General features: G+C 70.7%; 9 protein-coding genes and 5 pseudogenes. 8 read left to right on the top strand and 6 right to left on the bottom strand.

Going from position 1 to position 18,567, the window contains the following annotated elements; translation table 11 throughout:
* Positions 1-63 precede the first annotated feature (63 nt).
* The 7 genes and pseudogenes from O7632_RS16640 to O7632_RS16610 all read left to right on the top strand — a co-directional run.
* Positions 64-1,602 (top strand): aspartate aminotransferase family protein, encoded by a 1,539-nt coding sequence (locus O7632_RS16640; protein WP_278115407.1) that lies wholly within the window; start codon positions 64-66, stop codon positions 1,600-1,602.
* Positions 1,589-2,866: pseudogene (locus O7632_RS16635) on the top strand (SidA/IucD/PvdA family monooxygenase); the annotation flags it as partial. The gene O7632_RS16640 and the pseudogene O7632_RS16635, both read left to right, overlap by 14 nt.
* A gap of 149 nt (positions 2,867-3,015) precedes the next feature.
* On the top strand, positions 3,016-3,594 hold the full coding sequence (locus tag O7632_RS16630) for a GNAT family N-acetyltransferase (protein WP_278115403.1): 579 nt from the start codon (positions 3,016-3,018) through the stop codon (positions 3,592-3,594).
* A 29-nt stretch (positions 3,595-3,623) separates the two neighbouring features.
* Positions 3,624-5,357, top strand: a complete 1,734-nt coding sequence (locus O7632_RS16625) for an IucA/IucC family siderophore biosynthesis protein (RefSeq protein ID WP_278120112.1) — start codon at positions 3,624-3,626, stop codon at positions 5,355-5,357.
* Positions 5,358-5,470: 113 nt separating this feature from the next.
* Positions 5,471-7,528: pseudogene (locus O7632_RS16620) on the top strand (penicillin acylase family protein); the annotation flags it as partial.
* Positions 7,529-7,579: 51 nt separating this feature from the next.
* Positions 7,580-8,137 (top strand): GNAT family N-acetyltransferase, encoded by a 558-nt coding sequence (locus tag O7632_RS16615; protein ID WP_278120111.1) that lies wholly within the window; start codon positions 7,580-7,582, stop codon positions 8,135-8,137.
* 129 nt (positions 8,138-8,266) lie between these two features.
* Positions 8,267-8,986: pseudogene (locus tag O7632_RS16610) on the top strand (FkbM family methyltransferase); the annotation flags it as partial.
* A gap of 100 nt (positions 8,987-9,086) precedes the next feature.
* Here the strand turns inward: O7632_RS16610 and O7632_RS16605 are convergent.
* Positions 9,087-9,800: pseudogene (locus O7632_RS16605) on the bottom strand (CDP-alcohol phosphatidyltransferase family protein); the annotation flags it as partial.
* A 435-nt stretch (positions 9,801-10,235) separates the two neighbouring features.
* A pseudogene (gene ctaD / locus O7632_RS16600) lies at positions 10,236-12,224 on the bottom strand (cytochrome c oxidase subunit I); the annotation flags it as partial.
* A 254-nt stretch (positions 12,225-12,478) separates the two neighbouring features.
* Here ctaD and O7632_RS16595 point away from each other — a divergent pair.
* A complete protein-coding gene (locus O7632_RS16595) occupies positions 12,479-13,429 on the top strand; it encodes an amidohydrolase family protein (RefSeq protein WP_278115400.1) in 951 nt (316 codons plus the stop codon).
* On the opposite strand, the gene O7632_RS16590 is transcribed toward O7632_RS16595, so the two are convergent.
* The 4 genes from O7632_RS16590 to O7632_RS16575 form a co-directional block, all read right to left on the bottom strand.
* Positions 13,422-14,282 (bottom strand): ABC transporter permease, encoded by an 861-nt coding sequence (locus O7632_RS16590; RefSeq protein WP_278115398.1) that lies wholly within the window; start codon positions 14,280-14,282, stop codon positions 13,422-13,424. The two genes, O7632_RS16595 and O7632_RS16590, sit on opposite strands and share 8 nt — an antisense overlap.
* Positions 14,279-15,544, bottom strand: a complete 1,266-nt coding sequence (locus tag O7632_RS16585; protein WP_278115396.1) for an ABC transporter ATP-binding protein — start codon at positions 15,542-15,544, stop codon at positions 14,279-14,281. The genes O7632_RS16590 and O7632_RS16585 overlap by 4 nt, the downstream gene beginning before the upstream one ends.
* A 63-nt stretch (positions 15,545-15,607) precedes the next feature.
* Positions 15,608-16,675, bottom strand: coding sequence for a PHB depolymerase family esterase (locus O7632_RS16580; RefSeq protein WP_278115395.1), 1,068 nt, complete (start codon positions 16,673-16,675; stop codon positions 15,608-15,610).
* 28 nt (positions 16,676-16,703) lie between these two features.
* Positions 16,704-18,566: a hypothetical protein gene (locus tag O7632_RS16575; protein WP_278115393.1), complete on the bottom strand. Its 1,863-nt coding sequence runs from the start codon at positions 18,564-18,566 to the stop codon at positions 16,704-16,706.
* Position 18,567 lies beyond the last annotated feature (1 nt).

Below are 18,567 nucleotides of genomic sequence, written 5' to 3'. Positions count from 1 at the left end.
TCCCAGTAGCCTCGCCTTGAGTTAGGTTAGGTTACCCTTATGGAGGCGGTCTTGGAGGGGTCCATGTACCCACATCTGTTCGGCCGGCACACGGTGGACGCCTACGTGTCCAGCATCGACCAGACCGTGGCTGTCCTCGCCGACCGCGTACGCGCGGTCCGCCAACCGTACTCCGGCGCGAGCGTCCACCAGCTGCAGGCGATGGTCGACACCATCGACCTCGACGCCCCGCTCGGCGTCACCGGCGCCGCGCTCGACGAGATCGCCAACCTCTACCTCGACCACGCGATCTGGTTCCACGAACCCACCTACCTGGCCCACCTCAACTGCCCGGTGGCCCTGCCCGCGCTCAGCGCCGAACTGCTGCTCGCCGCGGTCAACTCCTCGGTCGACACCTGGGACCAGAGCAGCGCCGGCACCCTCATCGAACGCCGGATGATCGACTGGACCGCCGGCCGCATCGGGTTCGGACCCGGCGCCGACGGCGTCTTCACCAGCGGAGGCACCCAGTCCAACCTACACGGCCTGCTCCTCGCCCGGGAACAATGCCTGGCCGACCAGCAGGTCGACGCCAGCCAGCAGGTCGACGCCAGCAAACCGGTCGACCGGGGCACCCTGCTACCCCGGCTGCGCATCCTGGCCACCGCCGAAAGCCACTTCAGCGTCGGCAAATCCGCCGGCCTGCTCGGACTGGCCGCCGACGCGGTCGTCCCGGTCGCCACCGACGGCACCGGACGGATGAACCCCCTCGCGCTGGCCGCCGCGATCGACCAGGTACGCGCCGGAGGTGGCCTGCCGATGGCGGTCGTCGCCACCGCCGGCACCACCGACCGGGGCTGCGTCGACCCGCTCGGCGCGATCGGCGACCTCTGCCGTACGCAGGGCATCTGGCTGCACGTCGACGCGGCGTACGGCTGCGGGCTGCTGGTGTCCCGACGCCGACGGCACCTGCTCGACGGCATCGAGCTCGCCGACTCGGTCACCGTCGACTTCCACAAGAGCTTCTTCCAGCCGGTCAGCTCCAGCGCCATCGTGGTCCGGGACGCGACCGTCATGTGCCGGATCGCCGTCCACGCCGACTACCTCAACCCGCGTACGGCGACCGTGCCCAACCAGGTCGACAAGAGCCTGCAGACCACCCGCCGGTTCGACGCGTTGAAGCTGTGGATGACGCTGCGCACCATCGGCGCCGACCAGCTCGGCGAGATGTTCGACCGGGTCGTCGACCTGGCCCGGGAGGCGTACGGCTGCCTCGTCGACGACCTCGACTTCGAAGTCGCGACCACACCGACGCTGAGCACCGTACTGTTCCGCTACCGACCGGCCTGGCTGCCGGTCGCCGACTGCGACCGGCTGATGCCCCAGCTGCGGGACCGGCTGTTCGCCGAAGGGGCGGCGATCATCGCCGGCACCACCATCGGCGGGCACTACTGGCTCAAGTTCACCCTGCTCAACCCCAACACCACCGGCGAAGACCTACGACAGGTCATCAGCCTGATCCGCCGTACCGGGCAGGACCTGCTCGACGAGGAATGGCAGCGGGCCGCGTTGGTCGCACCGACATCCGTCGTACCGGAGGTACGCGCCAATGCGAACGTATGACTTCGTCGCCGTCGGACTCGGCCCGTTCAACCTCGGCCTGGCCTGCCTGACCGCCCCGATCGCCGAACTCGACGGGGTGTTCCTGGAACAGCGCGACGAGTTCGCCTGGCACCCCGGGCTGATGATCGACGGCGTGAGCATCCAGGTGCCGTTCCTGGCCGACCTGGTGACCATGGCCGATCCGACGTCGCCGTTCTCGTTCCTCAACTACCTCAAACAGACCGGCCGGCTGTACCGCTTCTACATCCGGGAGAACTTCTACCCGCTGCGGGCCGAGTACGACGCGTACTGCCGGTGGGCGGCAGCGCAGCTGCCGACCGTCCGCTTCGGTCACCGGGTCGAACGGGTCGACTACGACGCCACCGCCGGCCACTACCGGGTCCGGGTTCGCCGGGCGGCGACCGGCGCGACCGAGACGATGCACGCCCGACGGCTGGTCCTGGGTATCGGCACCGTGCCACACCTGCCGGAGTCGGCCCGCGACCTGCCCGGCCCCGCGATCCATAGTGCCCAGTATCTGCCCAACAAGGACGCGCTGCGCCAGCTGCGGTCGATCACCGTCGTTGGCAGCGGCCAGAGTGCCGCCGAGATCTACCTCGATCTGCTCGAGGACATCGACCAGACCGGCTACCAGCTCAACTGGGTCACCCGCTCCCCCCGGTTCTTCCCGATGGAGTACACCAAACTCACCCTGGAGATGACCTCACCGGAATACGTCCGCTACTTCCGGGCGCTGCCGGCCGACCGTCGTGACCGGCTCAACCGCGACCAGCGCAGCCTCTACAAGGGAATCAGCGGCGACCTGGTCGACACCATCTTCGACACTCTCTACCGCAAGGACGTCGCCGGCCCGTTGCCGACGACGTTGTTGACCGACACCGCGCTGACCTCGGCGAGCTGGGACGCCGACGCCGGCCGGTACCGGCTGCGGCTGCGCCACCAGGAGCAGGGCCGCGACTTCGGCCTCACCACCGAAGGGCTGGTGCTGGCGACCGGCTACCGACCGGCCGCCCCGAACTTCCTCGACCCGGTCCGCGACCGGATCCGCTGGGACGCGCGGGGACGCTACGACGTCGCCCTCGGCTACACCATCGACCACGCGGACAGCGAGATCTTCGTGCAGAACGCCGAGGAGCACACCCACAGCCTGACCGCGCCCGACCTCGGCATGGGCCCGTACCGCAACTCGGTCATCATCGCGACTATGCTCGGCCGCGAGGTCTACCCGGTCGAGCGACAGATCGCGTTCCAGCACTTCGGGGCACTCCCCGACGACGGCGACGACCCCGCCGCCGACCAGGTCCCCCACAACGCCCCGGCGGCCGGCCAACTCGACGCCCCGGCGGCCGGCCAGCTCGACGACCCCGTGGCGGAGGCCGTCGCCAGCCGGGTCGGGCAGGAGGCGCTCAGCCGATGACCACCCCCACGACCGTCTTCGCGTCGACCACCCCACTGGGTACGGTGACCGTCGAGCCACTGGACGTCGAGCGCCACGCGACCCTGCTACACGCCTGGATCACCCATCCCCGGTCGATCTTCTGGGGCATGCCCGACGCCGACCTCGACGCCGTCCGACGGGAGTACGAACGGATCGTCGCCAACCCGCACCACCACGCCTGGCTCGGCCGGCTCGACGACGTACCGCTGTTCCTCACCGAAACGTACGACCCGGCGCACAGTGAACTCGCCACCCACTACCCGGTGGCACCCGGCGACGTCGGAATGCACGTCCTGGTGGCGCCCCCGGACCGCCCGCTGCACCGGTTGACCTCGACGGTGATGCGCGCGGTCATGACGTTCATCTTCGCCGAACCGGCCCACCAGCGGGTCGTCGTCGAACCCGACGTACGCAACGAAGCCATCGCGGCCAAGAACGCCGAAGCCGGTTTCGTGGTCGACCGGCTGATCCAGCTCTCCGACAAACGCGCCCGGCTCAGCTTCTGCACCCGGGCCGAGTTCGCCGCCAGCCCGCTCGGCAAGGAGCCCCGTTGAACCCACCGGCGTACCTCAACCCGACGGCGATGGCCGCCGCCCACCGTCGCCTGGTCGCCAAGGCGATCGCCGAGTTCAGCCACGAACGGCTGATCACGCCGACACCGGCACCGGACGGCACCGGCTGGCAGCTGGCGACCAGCGACCGGGTCAGCTACCGGTTCCAGGCCCGCCGGTACGCCCTGGAGCACTGGATGATCGACGCCGCCACGCTGGTACGCGACGTCGACGGGGAACCGGCGCCACTCGACGCCCTCGACCTGGTGATCGAACTACGGGACGTACTGGGCATCCCGCCGAAGCTGCTCGGCACCTACCTGGAGGAGATCAGCGCCACCCTCGCCGGATCCGCCTGGAAGCACCACCACCAGCGGCACACCGCCGCCGAGCTGGTCGACGCCGACTTCCAGACCATCGAGTCGGCGATGACCGAGGGCCACCCGCTGTTCGTGGCCAACAACGGTCGGATCGGCTTCGGGCTGGCCGACCACGCCGCGTACGCCCCGGAGGCCGGCGCCCCGGTGCACCTGGTGTGGCTGGCGGTCCGCACCGACCTGAGCACCTTCACCGCCGGCCGGGGCGTCGACGAACAGGCCCACTACGCCGCCGAACTCGGCCCCGAGACGCTGCGGCGGTTCGCCGACCGGCTCCGCGACCTCGGCCTCGACCCCGCCGGCTACCGGTATCTGCCGGTGCATCCCTGGCAGTGGGAACACAAGGTCGGCGTCACCTTCGCCGCCGACGTGGCCGCCCGCGCCATCGTCCCGGTCGGCACCGGACCCGACCGCTACCGCGCCCAGCAGTCGATCCGGACCTTCTTCAACCTGGACCACCCGCACCGGCACTATGTCAAGACCGCGCTGTCCATCCAGAACATGGGCTTCATGCGCGGGCTCTCCCCGGCGTACATGCGGGCCACTCCCCCCATCAACGACTGGGTCGCCGACCTGGTCACCGGAGACGACACGCTGCGCGACTGCGGGTTCGAGGTGCTGCGGGAACTCGCCTCGGTCGGCTACACCGGCGACGCGTACCACCGCAGCGGCGGGCCGGTCTCGGCGTACCAGCGGATGCTCGCCGCGCTGTGGCGGGAAAGCCCGGTGCCCCGCATCGGCCCCGGTCAGCGGCTGGCCACCATGGCCAGCCTGCTGCACCGCGACCGCGCCGGCGACCACCTGGTCACCGCGATGATCGCCGCGTCGGGCCTGCCGGCCGAGCAGTGGGTGACCACGTACCTGCGGGCGTACCTGCGTCCGCTGCTGCACTGCCTGCTCCGCTACGACCTGGCGTTCATGCCGCACGGGGAGAACCTGATCCTGGTGCTGGACGGCCACGTACCAGTCCGGGTGTTCATGAAGGACATCGGCGAAGAGGTCGTCGCCATGCACGACCGGGCACTGCCGGACGCCGTCGAACGGATCCGGATGCCGGTGGACGACGACTTCCGGGTCCTGGCCATCTTCACCGACGTGTTCGACGGCTTCCTGCGCTTCCTCGCCGCCATCCTCGACTCCGACCAGGTGCTGCCGGCGGTGACGTTCTGGCGGCTGGTCGCCGACTGCGTCCGCGAGCACGGCGCCGACCATCCGGAGCTGCGGGACCGGCTCGACCTGTTCGTGCCGACCTTCCGGCACTCCTGCCTCAACCGGCTGCAGCTGCGCAACACACTGCAGATGGTCGACCTCACCGACCAGTCCGGGTCGCTGATCTACGCGGGCACCCAGGACAACCCGATCGCACCCGCGCTGGTGACGACCTCGTGACGACACACACGTCCCCTCAGGCGACTCCGCCGGGGACCGATCAGACGTCCCCGCCGGGACCTGATCAGGCGTCGCGGACGGCTACCGATCACACGTCCCGCGCGGCGACCGGGCTGGTGCACCGCGACAGGTACGGCGTACCGCACCTGTGGGCCGGCACCGTCGACGACCTGGCCTACCTGCAGGGGCACACCGCCGCCACCGACCGGGCCTGGCAGATCGAAGTCGAACACTGGCGCTCCGAAGGCACCCTCGCCAGCCGCCTCGGCCCGACCGAGGTCAGCTGGGACCGGTTCGCCCGCCGGGTGCGTCTCGACGACACCGCCCGGCGGTGCTTCCACCGCCTCGAACCCGCCACCCGCCGCTGGGTCGGCGCCTACGTCGACGGCGTCAACGACGCCCTGCCGGCGGCGGCCGCGGCCTCGCCGGAGTTCGCCGCGTCCGGCACCCGGCCGCAGCCGTGGCAGCCCTGGACGCCACTCGGGATCTTCCTGGTCCAGCACATGCTGTTCGGCACCTTCGGCAACAAGCTGTGGCGGGCACACGTCAGCGCCACCCTCGGGCCGGACGCCATAGACCTGTTCACCATGGAAGGGCCGGCCGGATCGGGCAGCAACGCCTGGGTGGTCACCGGAGACCGGGCCGACGGCGGAGCACCGGTGATCGCCGGCGACCCGCACCGGATCATCGAACTGCCCAACGTCTACCAGCAGGTACAGCTCAGCTGCCCCGAGTTCGACGTGATCGGGTTGGCCTTCCCGGGCGTACCCGGGCTGCCGCACTTCGGGCACGCCGGCGACGTCGCCTGGGCGATCACCAACGCGATGGCCGACTACCAGGACCTGTACCGGGAACAGTTCCGCCGGGTCGACGGGCAACTGCTGGCCCGGGACGCGACCGGCTGGGCCGCCGTGCCCCGCCACGTGGAGCGGATCGCGGTACGTGGCGGGTCCGACGTCGAGATCGACGTCATCGAGACCGCACGCGGCCCGGTCATCGACCTCGACCCGGGCGGCGACGCGGGGATCAGTCTCCGCACCCCCAGCCGGGTGGACGCGGCGTTGGGCTTCGACGCGCTGCTGCCGCTGCTACGGGCCCGCGCCGTCGACGACGTGGTGGCCGCGCTGCGGCACTGGGTGGAACCGGTCAACAGTGTGCTGGTCGCCGACCGGTCCGGCGCGGTCCGCCGGCTCGTCGCCGGCCGCGTCCCGGTCCGCGACGAGACATGCCGACGGATCCCGGTGCCAGCTTGGGATCCCCGGTACGCCTGGCGGCCCGGCTACGCCGCGACACCCGTCGACACCGTGTCCGACCTGGCGGTCAACGCCAACGACCGGCGACGCGACGACACCGAGGCGCTCGGGGTCGACTTCGCCCCACCGCATCGGGCCCGCCGGATCCGTGAGCTGGTCACCGCCGGTGTCGACCCGGCCCAGGTACACGTCGACGACCACACGGCGCGCACCGTCACGCGACGACTGCTGGACCGACTCGACCTCACCGACCACCCCGCGGCCGTCCGTCACCTACGCGACCAGCTGCGCGACTGGGACGGGCGGATGGCCGCCGACAGCACCGACGCCGGAGCGTACGCCGCGTGGCGAGGTGCCCTGGTCCGGCGGCTGGCCGACGAGCAGTGCCTGCGTCCGCTGCGGACCCCGACCGGTTTCGACGAGCTGTTCGCGCCGTGGACCGATCCGACGGCGCGCATCGGGCTGGCGCTCGATCAGGTGGTGGACGGACTGCACCGACTCGGTGGGCGGGTGGAGCCGGTCGCGGTGGCCGCCCTCGCCGAGGTGGCCGCGAGCACGGCGGCCGAGCGGGAGTCGGGTTCCGTACCTGGCGCAGCGGCCGAGCCGTGGGGGCGGCGGCACGTCCTGCACCCGATCCGGGTGTTCCCCGACTCCGCCGACGCGGCCGACGATCCGGCGGCCGGTGCGCTGCCGACGCCGGTGCCGCTCGGCGGTGACAGCAACTGCGTGCTGGCCACGTCGAGCGTCCCGGGTGTCTCCGACGTCTGCTGGCGGGGTCCGGTCGCCCGCTACGTGTGGGACCTCGGCGACCGGGCGGCCAGCCGGTGGATCGTCCCGTTCGGCGCCTCGGGGCGGCCCGACGACCGGCACTTCGCCGACCAGCTGCCGCTGTGGGCGGCCGGCGGGCTGATCCCGGTGGCCCCGGTACGGTGGACACCGGCCGACCCAGCCGACCCGGCCGACGCCACGATGCTCGCCACCGTGTACGCGGAGACCCTGGCCGGGATCGGGCGGTTCGATCTGGTCGTGCTCGACCCCCGTGCACACCTGGACCTGGTGCACCGGTGGGTCACCGAGCCCCGCGCCCGGTTCTGGGGCATGACGACGTACTCCCGCGCCGAGGTCGGCGAGGTCTACGAGTTCATCGACGGCCTGGAAACCCACCACGCCTATCTGATGCGGATCGACGAGGTGCCGGTCGGCATCTTCCAGACCTACGAGCCGGCCGAGGATCCACTCGGCGAGCACTATCCGGTCGCGCCGGGCGACATCGGAATCCACCTGTTCCTGGCCGCCGCCGAGCCGCCGATCGCCGGGTTCACCGGTACGCTGGCCGGGGCGTTGAACCGCTACCTGTTCGCCGATCCCACCCGTACCCGGATCGTGGTCGAGCCCGACGTGCGCAACGACCGCGCGCTGCGCCGGTGGCAGCGGCTCGGGTTCGTCTTCGACGCCCAGCTCGACCTGGCCGACAAGCGCGCCCAGCTGGCGTTTCTCACCCGCGAACGGTTCGTCTCCGGTGGCTGAGGCCACCGCCCGGCGTACCATCTGGCGGTGACCTCGACCGATCCGACCCATCCGACCCATCCGACCGATCCGAGCGGTGCCGCGCCGGGACCGCCGGCGTCGTTGGCCGTGCTGCTCGCGGATCCCGCGATGGCCGAGCTGCGCCGCTCGCTGGAGTTCTACTACCAGGACCCGGTCCGCGACGCCGCGATGGACCGGCTGTACGGCCGCTTCGTCCGCCCCGGCGGCTTGGTTTTCGACATCGGCGCGCACGTCGGCGACCGGATCGGCAGCTTCCGCCGGCTCGGTGCCCGAGTGGTGGCGGTGGAACCACAGCCGCTGTGCGCCCAGGCGATCCGCGCGCTGTACGACGGCGATCCCCTGGTCACGGTGGTCGAGGCTGCCTGCGGCGACCGGCCGGGAACGGTCGAGATGTACGTCAACTCGGCCAACCCGACGGTCTCCACCGCGTCGGCCACCTTCGTCGCCGCCGCCGACGGGGCCGGTGGCTGGGAGGACCAGGTGTGGGACGGCCGGATCGACGTACCGTCGACCACGTTGGACCAGCTGATCGCCGACCACGGCCGACCAGCCTTCACCAAGATCGACGTCGAGGGTTTCGAAGCGGCGGTGCTCGCGGGTCTGACCGACGCTCTGCCCGCGCTCTCGTTCGAGTTCACCACCATCCAGCGGGAGGCCGCGCTGGAGTGCCTGCGGCGGCTCGCGGAGCTCGGCGACTACCGGTTCGACGTGGCGCTCGGCGAAAGTCAGCGGTTGACCTTCGACCGCTGGCTGCCGGAAGCCGAGATGGCCACGCACCTGCGGTCATTGCCACACGCCGCCAACTCCGGTGACGTCTACGCGGTCCGGTCGGCGACCGCCACGCGGTCGGCCGCCACGCGGTCGGTCACCGAAAAGTCGGTCAATGATGGACGGGACACCGAAGGGCCGGTCACCACGGGCTGGTGACCGACGCCCGGGTACGCCACAGCCAGTGCACGTCGCGGCCGAAGGACCAGATCAACGTCGCCAACGCCGCAGCTAGCCCGACGGCCGTCCAGCCGACCGGGAAGACACCCGCGCTGGCAACCACCAACGCGATGCCCTGGGCAGCGGCCACCACCTTGCGTCCGTACCTCGGCGGCAGCGGTGCCCGCAGCCAGGGCCAGGCTCGGGCGGCTGCCGCGAAGACGTAGCGGAACGCCCCGATCGCCAGCACCCACCAGCCGACCGAGACCGCCACGAACACGCTGAGCACCAACACCAGCGCCGAATCGGTCTCCATGTCGAACCGGGCGCCGAGCCGCGACGACGTACCGGTGCGGCGGGCAACCTGACCGTCGACGCCGTCCATGGCCAACGCGACCGCTGCGAGCGCGACCAGCAGCGCGACGGGGACCGGGTCGAAGAACGAGTCGGCGACCAGCGCGGTCACCACCCCGACCAGCGTGCCGCGCGCCAGGGTGACGGTGTCCGCCGGCCCCCAACCGGCCACGTCGGAGCGTTGCAGCGCCCGGGTGAGCAGCGCCCAGGTCGCCACGCCGTACGCCAGCGCCGCCAGCCAGCCCGCGACGCCGAGTCCGACCGTGCCCGCGAGCGCTGTCAGCAGGCCGAGCTGGACCAGTAGCCCGATCGTCGGCGCGTGGGCCGACCGGACCGTCTCGTTGCGTACGTCTACCGTCACTGTTCCTCCGTCACCGAATGGTCACCGGCGCCGCCCGCCTCGGTGCCATATCCCCACCAACGAAGAATCGGTGTCCGGGGTTCACCTTCGCGGCTACCGGCCGCACCGTGGGCCGCCCGACGCCATGATCCGCCCGACGGTCCGCCCGTCCATCCGCCGGGCGCGCGGACGCCCCTTGTCGTACGGCCGGTCATGGACCGGTGGCGGGCCGAAACGCCATCGCGCCGGCGTCGACGGCGCGAACCCACGAAATATACGGGTACCCGACGTCATCGATGGCTACACCCCCGACGTCCCGACCCGATCAGTCCCTCCGATCAGTCGTTGCGATCAGTCGTTGCGATCAGTCGCCGGGTCGGCGTCCGGTCCGTCGTCGGCGGCCGGGTCCGGGTCGAATCCCGGCCCGCTGGAGCCCGGGCCGCTGGAGCCCGGGCCGGCGGATCCCGGGCCAGCGGAAGGAAGCCGCCAACGGCGCTCCTGCGGTCCGCGTTGTGCGCCGAGGAAGTCCTCTGGCTCAGTGGTGTGTTCGAAGCTCGGCCGACGTACCTCCGCCAGGGGCGGCACCTGGACCGCCCGAGCACCCGACACCGGATCCGGTCGGAAGGTGGACACCTCGGCCGGCCCTCGGGCGGCACCGGCCGGTGCGGGTCGGCCACCGCCGTCCTCGCGGCGCAGTTCGTCGACGAGATGCTGCGGCGGTTCGGTGTCACGTTGTGGCAGGTCCCGGCCGAGATCCGCGACGAACGTGCCGTACTTGGCCTCGAAGGCGGGCCGTTCCGACCGGATCCGGGGCAGCTGGTCGAAGTTACGCAGCGGCGGCGGGCAGGTGGTGGCCCATTCCAGCGAGTTGCCGAAGCCCCACGGATCGTGGACGACGACCCGCTCGCCGAAGCGGTACGACTTCCAGACGTTCCAGATGAAGAACAGCGTGGAGGTGCCGAGGACGAAAGAGCCGATCGTGGAGATCGTGTTCAGCGTGGTGAAGCCGTCGGTCGGCAGGTAGTCGGCGTACCGGCGGGGAAAGCCCTCGCTGCCGAGCCAGTGGTGGACCAGGAACGTCAGGTGGAACCCGATGAACATCGTCCAGAAGTGCACCCTGCCGAGTCGCTCGTCGAGCAGTCGACCGGTCATCTTGGGGAACCAGAAGTAGATGCCGCCGAACGCGGCGAACACGATCGTGCCGAACAGCACGTAGTGAAAGTGCGCCACCACGAAGTAGGTGTCGGTGACCTGGAAGTCGATCGGCGGGCTGGCCAGCAGTACCCCGGTCAACCCGCCGAGCAGGAAGGTCACCAGGAAGCCGACGGCGAACAGCATCGGGGTCTCGAAGGTCAGTTGCCCCTTCCACATGGTGCCGATCCAGTTGAAGAACTTGATCCCGGTGGGGACGGCGATGAGGAAGCTGAGCAGCGAGAAGAACGGCAGCAGCACCTGCCCGGTGCCGAACATGTGGTGCGCCCAGACGCTCATCGACAGCGCCGCGATCGCGATCGTCGCGGCGACCAGGCCCTTGTAGCCGAAGATCGGTTTGCGGGAGAAGACCGGGATGATCTCGCTGATGATGCCGAAGAACGGCAGCGCGACGATGTACACCTCGGGGTGGCCGAAGAACCAGAACAGGTGCTGCCACAGCAGCGGACCACCTGTGGCCGGAGCGTAGACGTGCGCGCCGAGCAGCCGGTCGGCGAGCAGCGCCAGCAGGGCGGCGGCCAGCAGCGGGAACACCAGGATCACCAGCAGCGCGGTGATCAGGATGTTCCAGGTGAAGATCGGCATCCGGAACATCGTCATCCCGGGAGCCCGCAGCGTCAGGATGGTGGCGATCAGATTCACCGAGCCGAGGATCGTTCCGAGGCCGGAGACCACCAGTCCGACGATCCACATGTTGGCACCGACGCCGGGGGTGTGCTCGCTCAGGCTCAACGGCGTGTACGCGAACCAGCCGAAGTCGGGTGCGCCGCCCGGGGTCAGGAACCCGCCCATCACCAACAGCCCGCCGAACAGGTAGAGCCAGTACGCCAGGGCGTTGAGCCGGGGGAACGACACGTCCGGGGCGCCGATCTGCAACGGCACCAGATAGTTGGCGAACCCGAACACCAGCGGGGTGGCGAACAGCAGCATCATGATCGTGCCGTGCATGGTGAACAGCTGGTTGTACTGCTCCGGGGAGAGCAGCTGCATCCCGGGACGGGCCAGTTCGGCCCGCATCAGCAGCGCCATCACGCCGCCGGCGACGAAGTACCCGAACGAGGTGGCGAGGTAGAGCAGGCCGATCTGCTTGGCGTCGGTGGTCCGCAGCAGCCGGGCAAGCGAGTCGCCGGCGACGGTACGGCGTACCGGTCCCGGGTATCTGCTGGTGCCGGGTGTCTCGGGCCGTACGGTCGGCCGCGACGGTGACTTCTCGACGCTGGTCCGCTCCGCCATGACCGACCTCCACCAACCACGATCAGCCGACCGCGCCGACCGGTCAGAGAAGGTCTCGACCGTCGGGTCGGCCAGCAGCCGTACGCCGAATCCTGGAACTGACCGTAACGTGACATGCCATCTTTTAACTCATTAAGTCACCATCTTGTGGTGATCAACCTCCCCTTTACCCACTGACCGATCTGGTCCAGGATCGAGGTGGCCCGGACTCGCCGTCGGACCGTCGATCATCGGACACGCCATTCGGGAGCGGAATGCCCTCTGGAACGCAGCAGACCACCGGATCACGACCTGACACGCCCATCCCGGTCGTCGACGCGCATCTGCATCTGTGGGATCCGGACCGGTTCGAGTATCCGTGGCTGCGGCAGGTGCCGGCGTTGCGGCGCAGCTACCTGCCGGCCGACCTGACCACCGCTACCGCCAACCTGGCGACCAGCGGATTCCGTCTGGACGCGGCGGTCGTCGTCGAAGCCGGGCGCAGCGACGCCCGCGCCCACGACGAGGTGCGGTGGATCGAACAGCTCGCCGCCGACTGGCCATCGCTCCAGGCTGTCGTAGCTCACCTGCCGGTCGAACACGGCGACCGGGCCGCCGACCGCCTAGCCGCGCTCCGCGCTCACCCGCTGGTGACCGGGATCCGGCGTAACGTCCAGGACGAGCCGGCGGGCTTCCTGCGCACCGACGCCTTTCTGCGCGGCGTACGGCTGCTGCGCGACTGCGGACTCACCTTCGACCTGTGCGTCCGGCACCATCAACTGGCCGAGGTGACCAGCCTGGTCGCGCAGGTGCCCGAGGTGACCTTCGTCCTCGACCACCTCGGCAAGCCGCCGGTCGCCACCGAGTCGACCGGACCGGACGACGCCGATGAACCCGACGATATGCCGGGTGGACCGGGTCCGGGCTGGCGCGACGAACTGGCCCGGCTGGCCCAGCTGCCCAACGTCGTCTGCAAACTGTCCGGCCTGGCCACCGAGGCGGGAACCGGCTGGCGCGGTGCCGACCTGGTGCCGTACCTGGCCCACGCCCTAGCCGTGTTCGGGCCGGACCGGTGCCTGTTCGGCGGGGACTGGCCGGTGGCGACCCTGGCCACCGGCTACCGACGATGGCTGGGCGTGGTGCACGCGGCGTGCGCCGGGCTGTCCGAGTCGCAGCGTCGCGCCGTCTTCGCCGGCAACGCCCAGCGGATCTACCGCATCACCTGATCGCCCGCCGGGTGAACGTCCGGAGCGCGGCCACCGTGGCGACGGTGGCGACCGCGCCCAGCACCAGCAGGCACACCCAGACCGGAAGGTGGGTAACGTGCGGTGCCAGCGCCGCCCGCAGCCCTTCGGCGGCGTACGTCATCGGGTTGATCGCGGTGGCGACCTGGAACCACGGCATCTCCGCCAGCCGCTGCCACGGGTAGTGCACGCAGCCGGTCCAGATGATCGGCGTGATGAACAGCGAGAACGTCGCCTGGATGCGCTGCAGCGGCAGCACCGTCGCCAGCGTCATTCCCAGCGCGGCGCCGACCCAACCGGCCAGCAGGACGATCAGCAACGCGAGCGGCACCGACGACCATCGGCCGGGTGCCGTGCCCACGACGAGCGCACCCACCGGATAGACCAGCACCGCGGCGAGCAGACCGCGCAGCGTGGCGACCACCAGTTTGCCCACGGCGACCAGGGCGGTCGGCAACGGCGACAGCAGCCGGTCCTCGATCTCCCGGGTGAAGCCGAACTCCTTGACCAGTGGTACGGCGACGCTCTGCAGCGACGTGGTGAACGTCGCGAGCGCCACCGTGCCGGGCAACAGGATGTCGGCGAATCCGACGCCGACGATCCCCTGCATGGTCAGCACCCGGGTGAAGATGAAGAGCATGAACAGGGGCGTCATCAGCACCTGGGCGAGCAGGAACCAGAGGTCCTTGCCGGCGACGAACAGGTCACGCCAGACGATGGCGGCGAACGCCCGGGCCACCGGTGGGCGGGCCGGCCCGGTGCCGGTACGGCGCGGACCTGCGGAGTCGGCGGGGGGTGCGGCGTCGGCGGTATCAGCGGTATCGGCGAGGGTCAACGGATGTCCTTCCCGGTCAGGGTGAGGAAGATGTCCTCCAGGCCCGGCCGCCCGATGTGCACGTCTACGAGTCGGGCCGAACGAGCGCTCAGCACGGCCAGCGCCGGACCCAGCACCCCGGCCGGGTCGGCGTCCAGGTGCAGGCGCAACCGACACGACCCGGCATGCTCACCGGTCGGTGCGGCGGCCCCGGACGCGGTCGTGACAGCGGCCGCACCCCCGGCGCCGCCGGCCCGACCGCTCGCGCCACCATTGGCACCGGCACCCGCGCCGGTGTCGGCGCCGACACCGGCGCCGGCGGCTGCGGCGAGCCGTGCCGCGATCCGGGGGTCGGAACGGGCCGCCGCGATCTTCGCCGCGATCCGCGGATCCGATCCGGCGGCTGCGAGTGCCGCGAGCCCGTTGCCGCCGGCCCGCTGACCGGGCGGTCCGGCGACCGGTCCACCTCCGCCGGTCAGTTCCGCGCTGCGGACACCCTCGATGTCCCGCAGCGCGTCCACCACCGACCCCGCCTCGTCGCCCGCCCCGGGCACCACCACCAGGTCGAGCGTCGACCGCCCGGCGATCTGGCGAACCAGGTTGGCCGGGGTGTCCAGAGTGAGCAGCCGCCCGTGGTCCACGATCGCGACCCGGTCGACCAGTTCCGCCACCTCGGCCATCTCGTGGCTGGTCAACACGACGGTGACCCCGCGTTCCCGCAGCTGCCGGATGCGGGTACGGATCAGCAGCCGGGCCTGCGGTTCGAGGCCGTTGGTCGGCTCGTCGAGGAACAAAACCCGGGGGTCGTGCATCAGCGCCCGGGCGATCATCAGCCGTTGGGCCATCCCACCGGAGAAGAAGTCGACCCGGGCGTCGGCCTGCTTCTCCAGGCCGAACTCGGTCAGCAGGCGTTGCGCGCGCTGCTGCCGCTCGGCGCGGGACACCCCGTGGTAGGCGGCGTGGTAGAGCAGGTTCTGTCGGGGGGTCAGCGCGCGATCGAGGTTGTTGTACTGGGGCACGACGGCGAACCGGGTGCGGGCCGCCACCGGGTGCCGCGACACGTCCACCCCGTCCACCCGGGCGGTGCCGCTGGTGGCGCGGATCGTCGTGGTGAGCACGCCGACCGTGGTCGACTTGCCCGCCCCGTTCGGGCCCAGCAGCCCGAAGACCTCACCGACGGGCACCTGGAACGACAGCCCGTCGATCGCGTTGCGGTCCTGACCAGGGAAACGTTTGACCAGGTCAACGACCTCGACCGTAGGGTCAGGGGCGGTGTTCGGCATCTGGGCCTCTCCTGGGTGGGCGGTTCGATCAGGTCGCTCGACGGGGGCGGGCCGGCTTGCGGGTCACGCCGGCTTGGCGTGGGCGGCGAGGAAATTCCAACTGGTGGTGGTGGCGTCGATTTCGGTCGCGGGCGGATCCAGCCCGAGCAGCCGGCTGGCCGCGCCGGGCGACGAACCGGGCCACTGGTGGCCGGCGCCGTCGATGGTGATCAGCGTGACGTCGCGGCCACCCGGGCAGGAGGCGGTCGACGTGGTCACCGTCGCCTCGGTACGGGTCTGGGCCGGAGCGCAGTCGTCGATCCGCTGCCATCGGCGGACCAGATCCGGCACCGGCGGGCCGTCGACCGTGTCCGGCACCCGGCCCCGGGACGCGCCCTCCCGCCGGCCCGTACCGCCGGTGTAGGGGATCGTGTCGTCAGCGGTGCCGTGAATGTGTAGGACGGAGATCGGTACGGCGGCCGAGCAGTCGGTGAGCATGGTCGTGGCCACCACCGCCACCGCCGCGAACACCGAGGATTCGCAGACCAGCTTGTAGGCGAGCATTCCGCCGTTGGAGATCCCCGACAGGTAGAGCCGGTCCGGGTCGAGGGTCATCCGCTGCCGCAGGGATTCCACCACGGCCAGGACGAACCCGGCGTCGTCGATCCCGTCCCGGGCAGACGCGCCGCAGCACTCGTCGGTCACCGCCCAGGCGCGGTTGCGCGCGTCCGGGTAGGCGACCACGAACCCCTCCCGGTCGGCGACCGCGTTCCAGCCGTACCACGACTCGGCCTGCTGGCCGGTGCCGAGCACACCGTGCAGCATGACGAGCAACGGTGCCGGGGTGTCCTCGGCCAGACCACCGGGCCGGTAGAGACGGAAGGTCCGCTCGTAGCCGTCGACGGTGATCGTCTGCTCCGACGAGCCGGCCGGCGGCAGGTCGGCCGGCCGGCCGGCCGGGTCGCCGGTATCCGGTCGACCGTCATCGCCGGTGTCGCCGGAGTCGTCCGGCGCGGACGATTCCGGCGATACCGACGGCGACGACGGCGACGACGGCGACGCCCGGTCCGGCACCGAGGTGCAGCCCGCGATCAGCGCGACAAGCGCGCCCATCAGGACAGGAGCCACCAGCCGGTGCCGGTACCGTGCCATCGCCTACCTACTTTCGGTCGTTACGTGGTCAGTGGTGCTTGGGAGTCAACTTGATCAACTCCCAACCACCCTCAGGTACATCGTCGGTCAAATCGGTCCGCAGATTCATCGGGTTGGCCATACCGAGGTATACCGTGGACCCGTCCACCACCATGCTGCGGACCCCGTAATTGAGATAATTTCCGAGTCCGCTCGTGTCCACGGCGGTCGCCGCCCGGTGCGGAGACTCGAACATCCACAGGTCGGCACCGTACGGAAGCTCCTCGGGCAGCTCCGGCGCGTCCGCCAGTTCCTTGGCCATGTAGCTCCAGTCCATGGTGCCGACGTAGAGCCGGCCACCGGCCACCACCATCTTCCAGGTGTAGTTGAGGAACGGGTTGTCGAATCCGGACGCCCCGTACAGCGGGGTGTAGCCCGTCGGCACCGTGGCCCAGGCGCCGGCGCCGTCGGCGGCCGCCGGATCGTAGGCGGGAAGTTCAGCCGCGCCGTACAGCAGGTCGATCCGCTGGCCGTGGCCGTGCCCGGGTCCACCGTGGCCGGGTCCACCGGATGTGTGGCCGTGATGGCCGTGGCCGTGGCCCTTGAAGCTGCCCCGGAAAATGCCGATCGCGCGCTGGGTGTTGCGAACCGAGTCACGGACACCCTGCTCGTCGGTGGGTGGGTAGACGGCCAGGTGCACAGTGGTGGACTTCAGCGGCACGTGCATGGTGCCCCAGTAGAGGTAGCCGCCGTAGGAGGCGAGGCCACCCAGCCCGTAGGTGCGTGCGATGATCGGGTCCGGTTCGTAGTCCAACACGCTCCACACCCGGGTCCACCGGTCCGCGTCGGAGGGGTCCAGGCCCGGGCCGTTCTCGGACAGCTTCGGGCTCATCCACACGCCAGCGACGTTCGCCGGCTCAGGGTCGTCGGCGGTGACCGGGTCGGCGATGTCGGCGGTCGGCGAGAACGGACCAGCGGTGGCCTGCGCCATGGTGGCTTCCGCACCGACCCAGGTGGTCACGTAGATCCGACCCTGGTGCGCGGCCAGGTCGACGGCCTGCGCCGGCAGGTTCGCCACCTCGACGAAGCTGAACGGATCCGACTTGCTGCCGGTCCAGCGCAGCACCAGGCCCCGCTCACCGCCGTTCGGCCCGACGCCGACCCCGGTGTAGAGCTCGTTGTCGGCCACCAGGAAGTGGCGGATGTTGCCGTACTGGGTGAAGTTGCGGGAACCCAGGAACGCCCCGGTGTCGGCGTTGAAGGCGAACAGGTTGAGCGTCGCGCCGAGCGCCGGGCCGCCGAGCAGTACGACGCCTCGGTGGTTGCCGGCCGAGCGTAGGCCGGCGGTGGTGGTCAGCCGGTACGCGTCGTCGGACGAGGCGTTGCGCACCGCGTCGGTGCGCTCGACCATCTGCCGGCTCTTGGTGTCGTACGTGTAGATGCGCGGAGCACGGTGGTCGCCGAGCGTCGGCGGCAGATCCGGGTTGTAGCGGGCGATCTGGCTCTGGCCGTACTCGCAGACCCAGTCGTCGTTACGGGTCGGCTGCGTGTTGCGCAGGTTGTTGCCGCTCGTCATGCAGTTGATGTTGGCGCCGGTGCCGAACCACAACCGATGCTTGTAGCGGGTCATGCCCCAGACGTAGGACTGGTTGACCTTGGGCTGCCCCGTCTCGCACGGTGGTCCCGCCGGGTAGTCGATGCCGATGTCGACGAAGCACTCGTCGACCGGCGCCTTGGCGAGCAGCGTCGCCTCGTGCCGGAGGTCGCCGTGATGCCCGCCATGGCCGTCGGTGCCAGCTGCGGAATCGGGACCCGCCACCGGTGCCGCCGCCGCTGGTCCTGCCGCCAGGACCAGCCCGACGAGCACGGCGGCGGCGACCGACCGGCCCGCAGATGGGCGTAACCTACGCATC

This window comes from Solwaraspora sp. WMMD406, assembly GCF_029626025.1.
GTDB lineage: Bacteria > Actinomycetota > Actinomycetes > Mycobacteriales > Micromonosporaceae > Micromonospora_E.
This window is presented reverse-complemented; position numbering and strand designations above follow the sequence as displayed.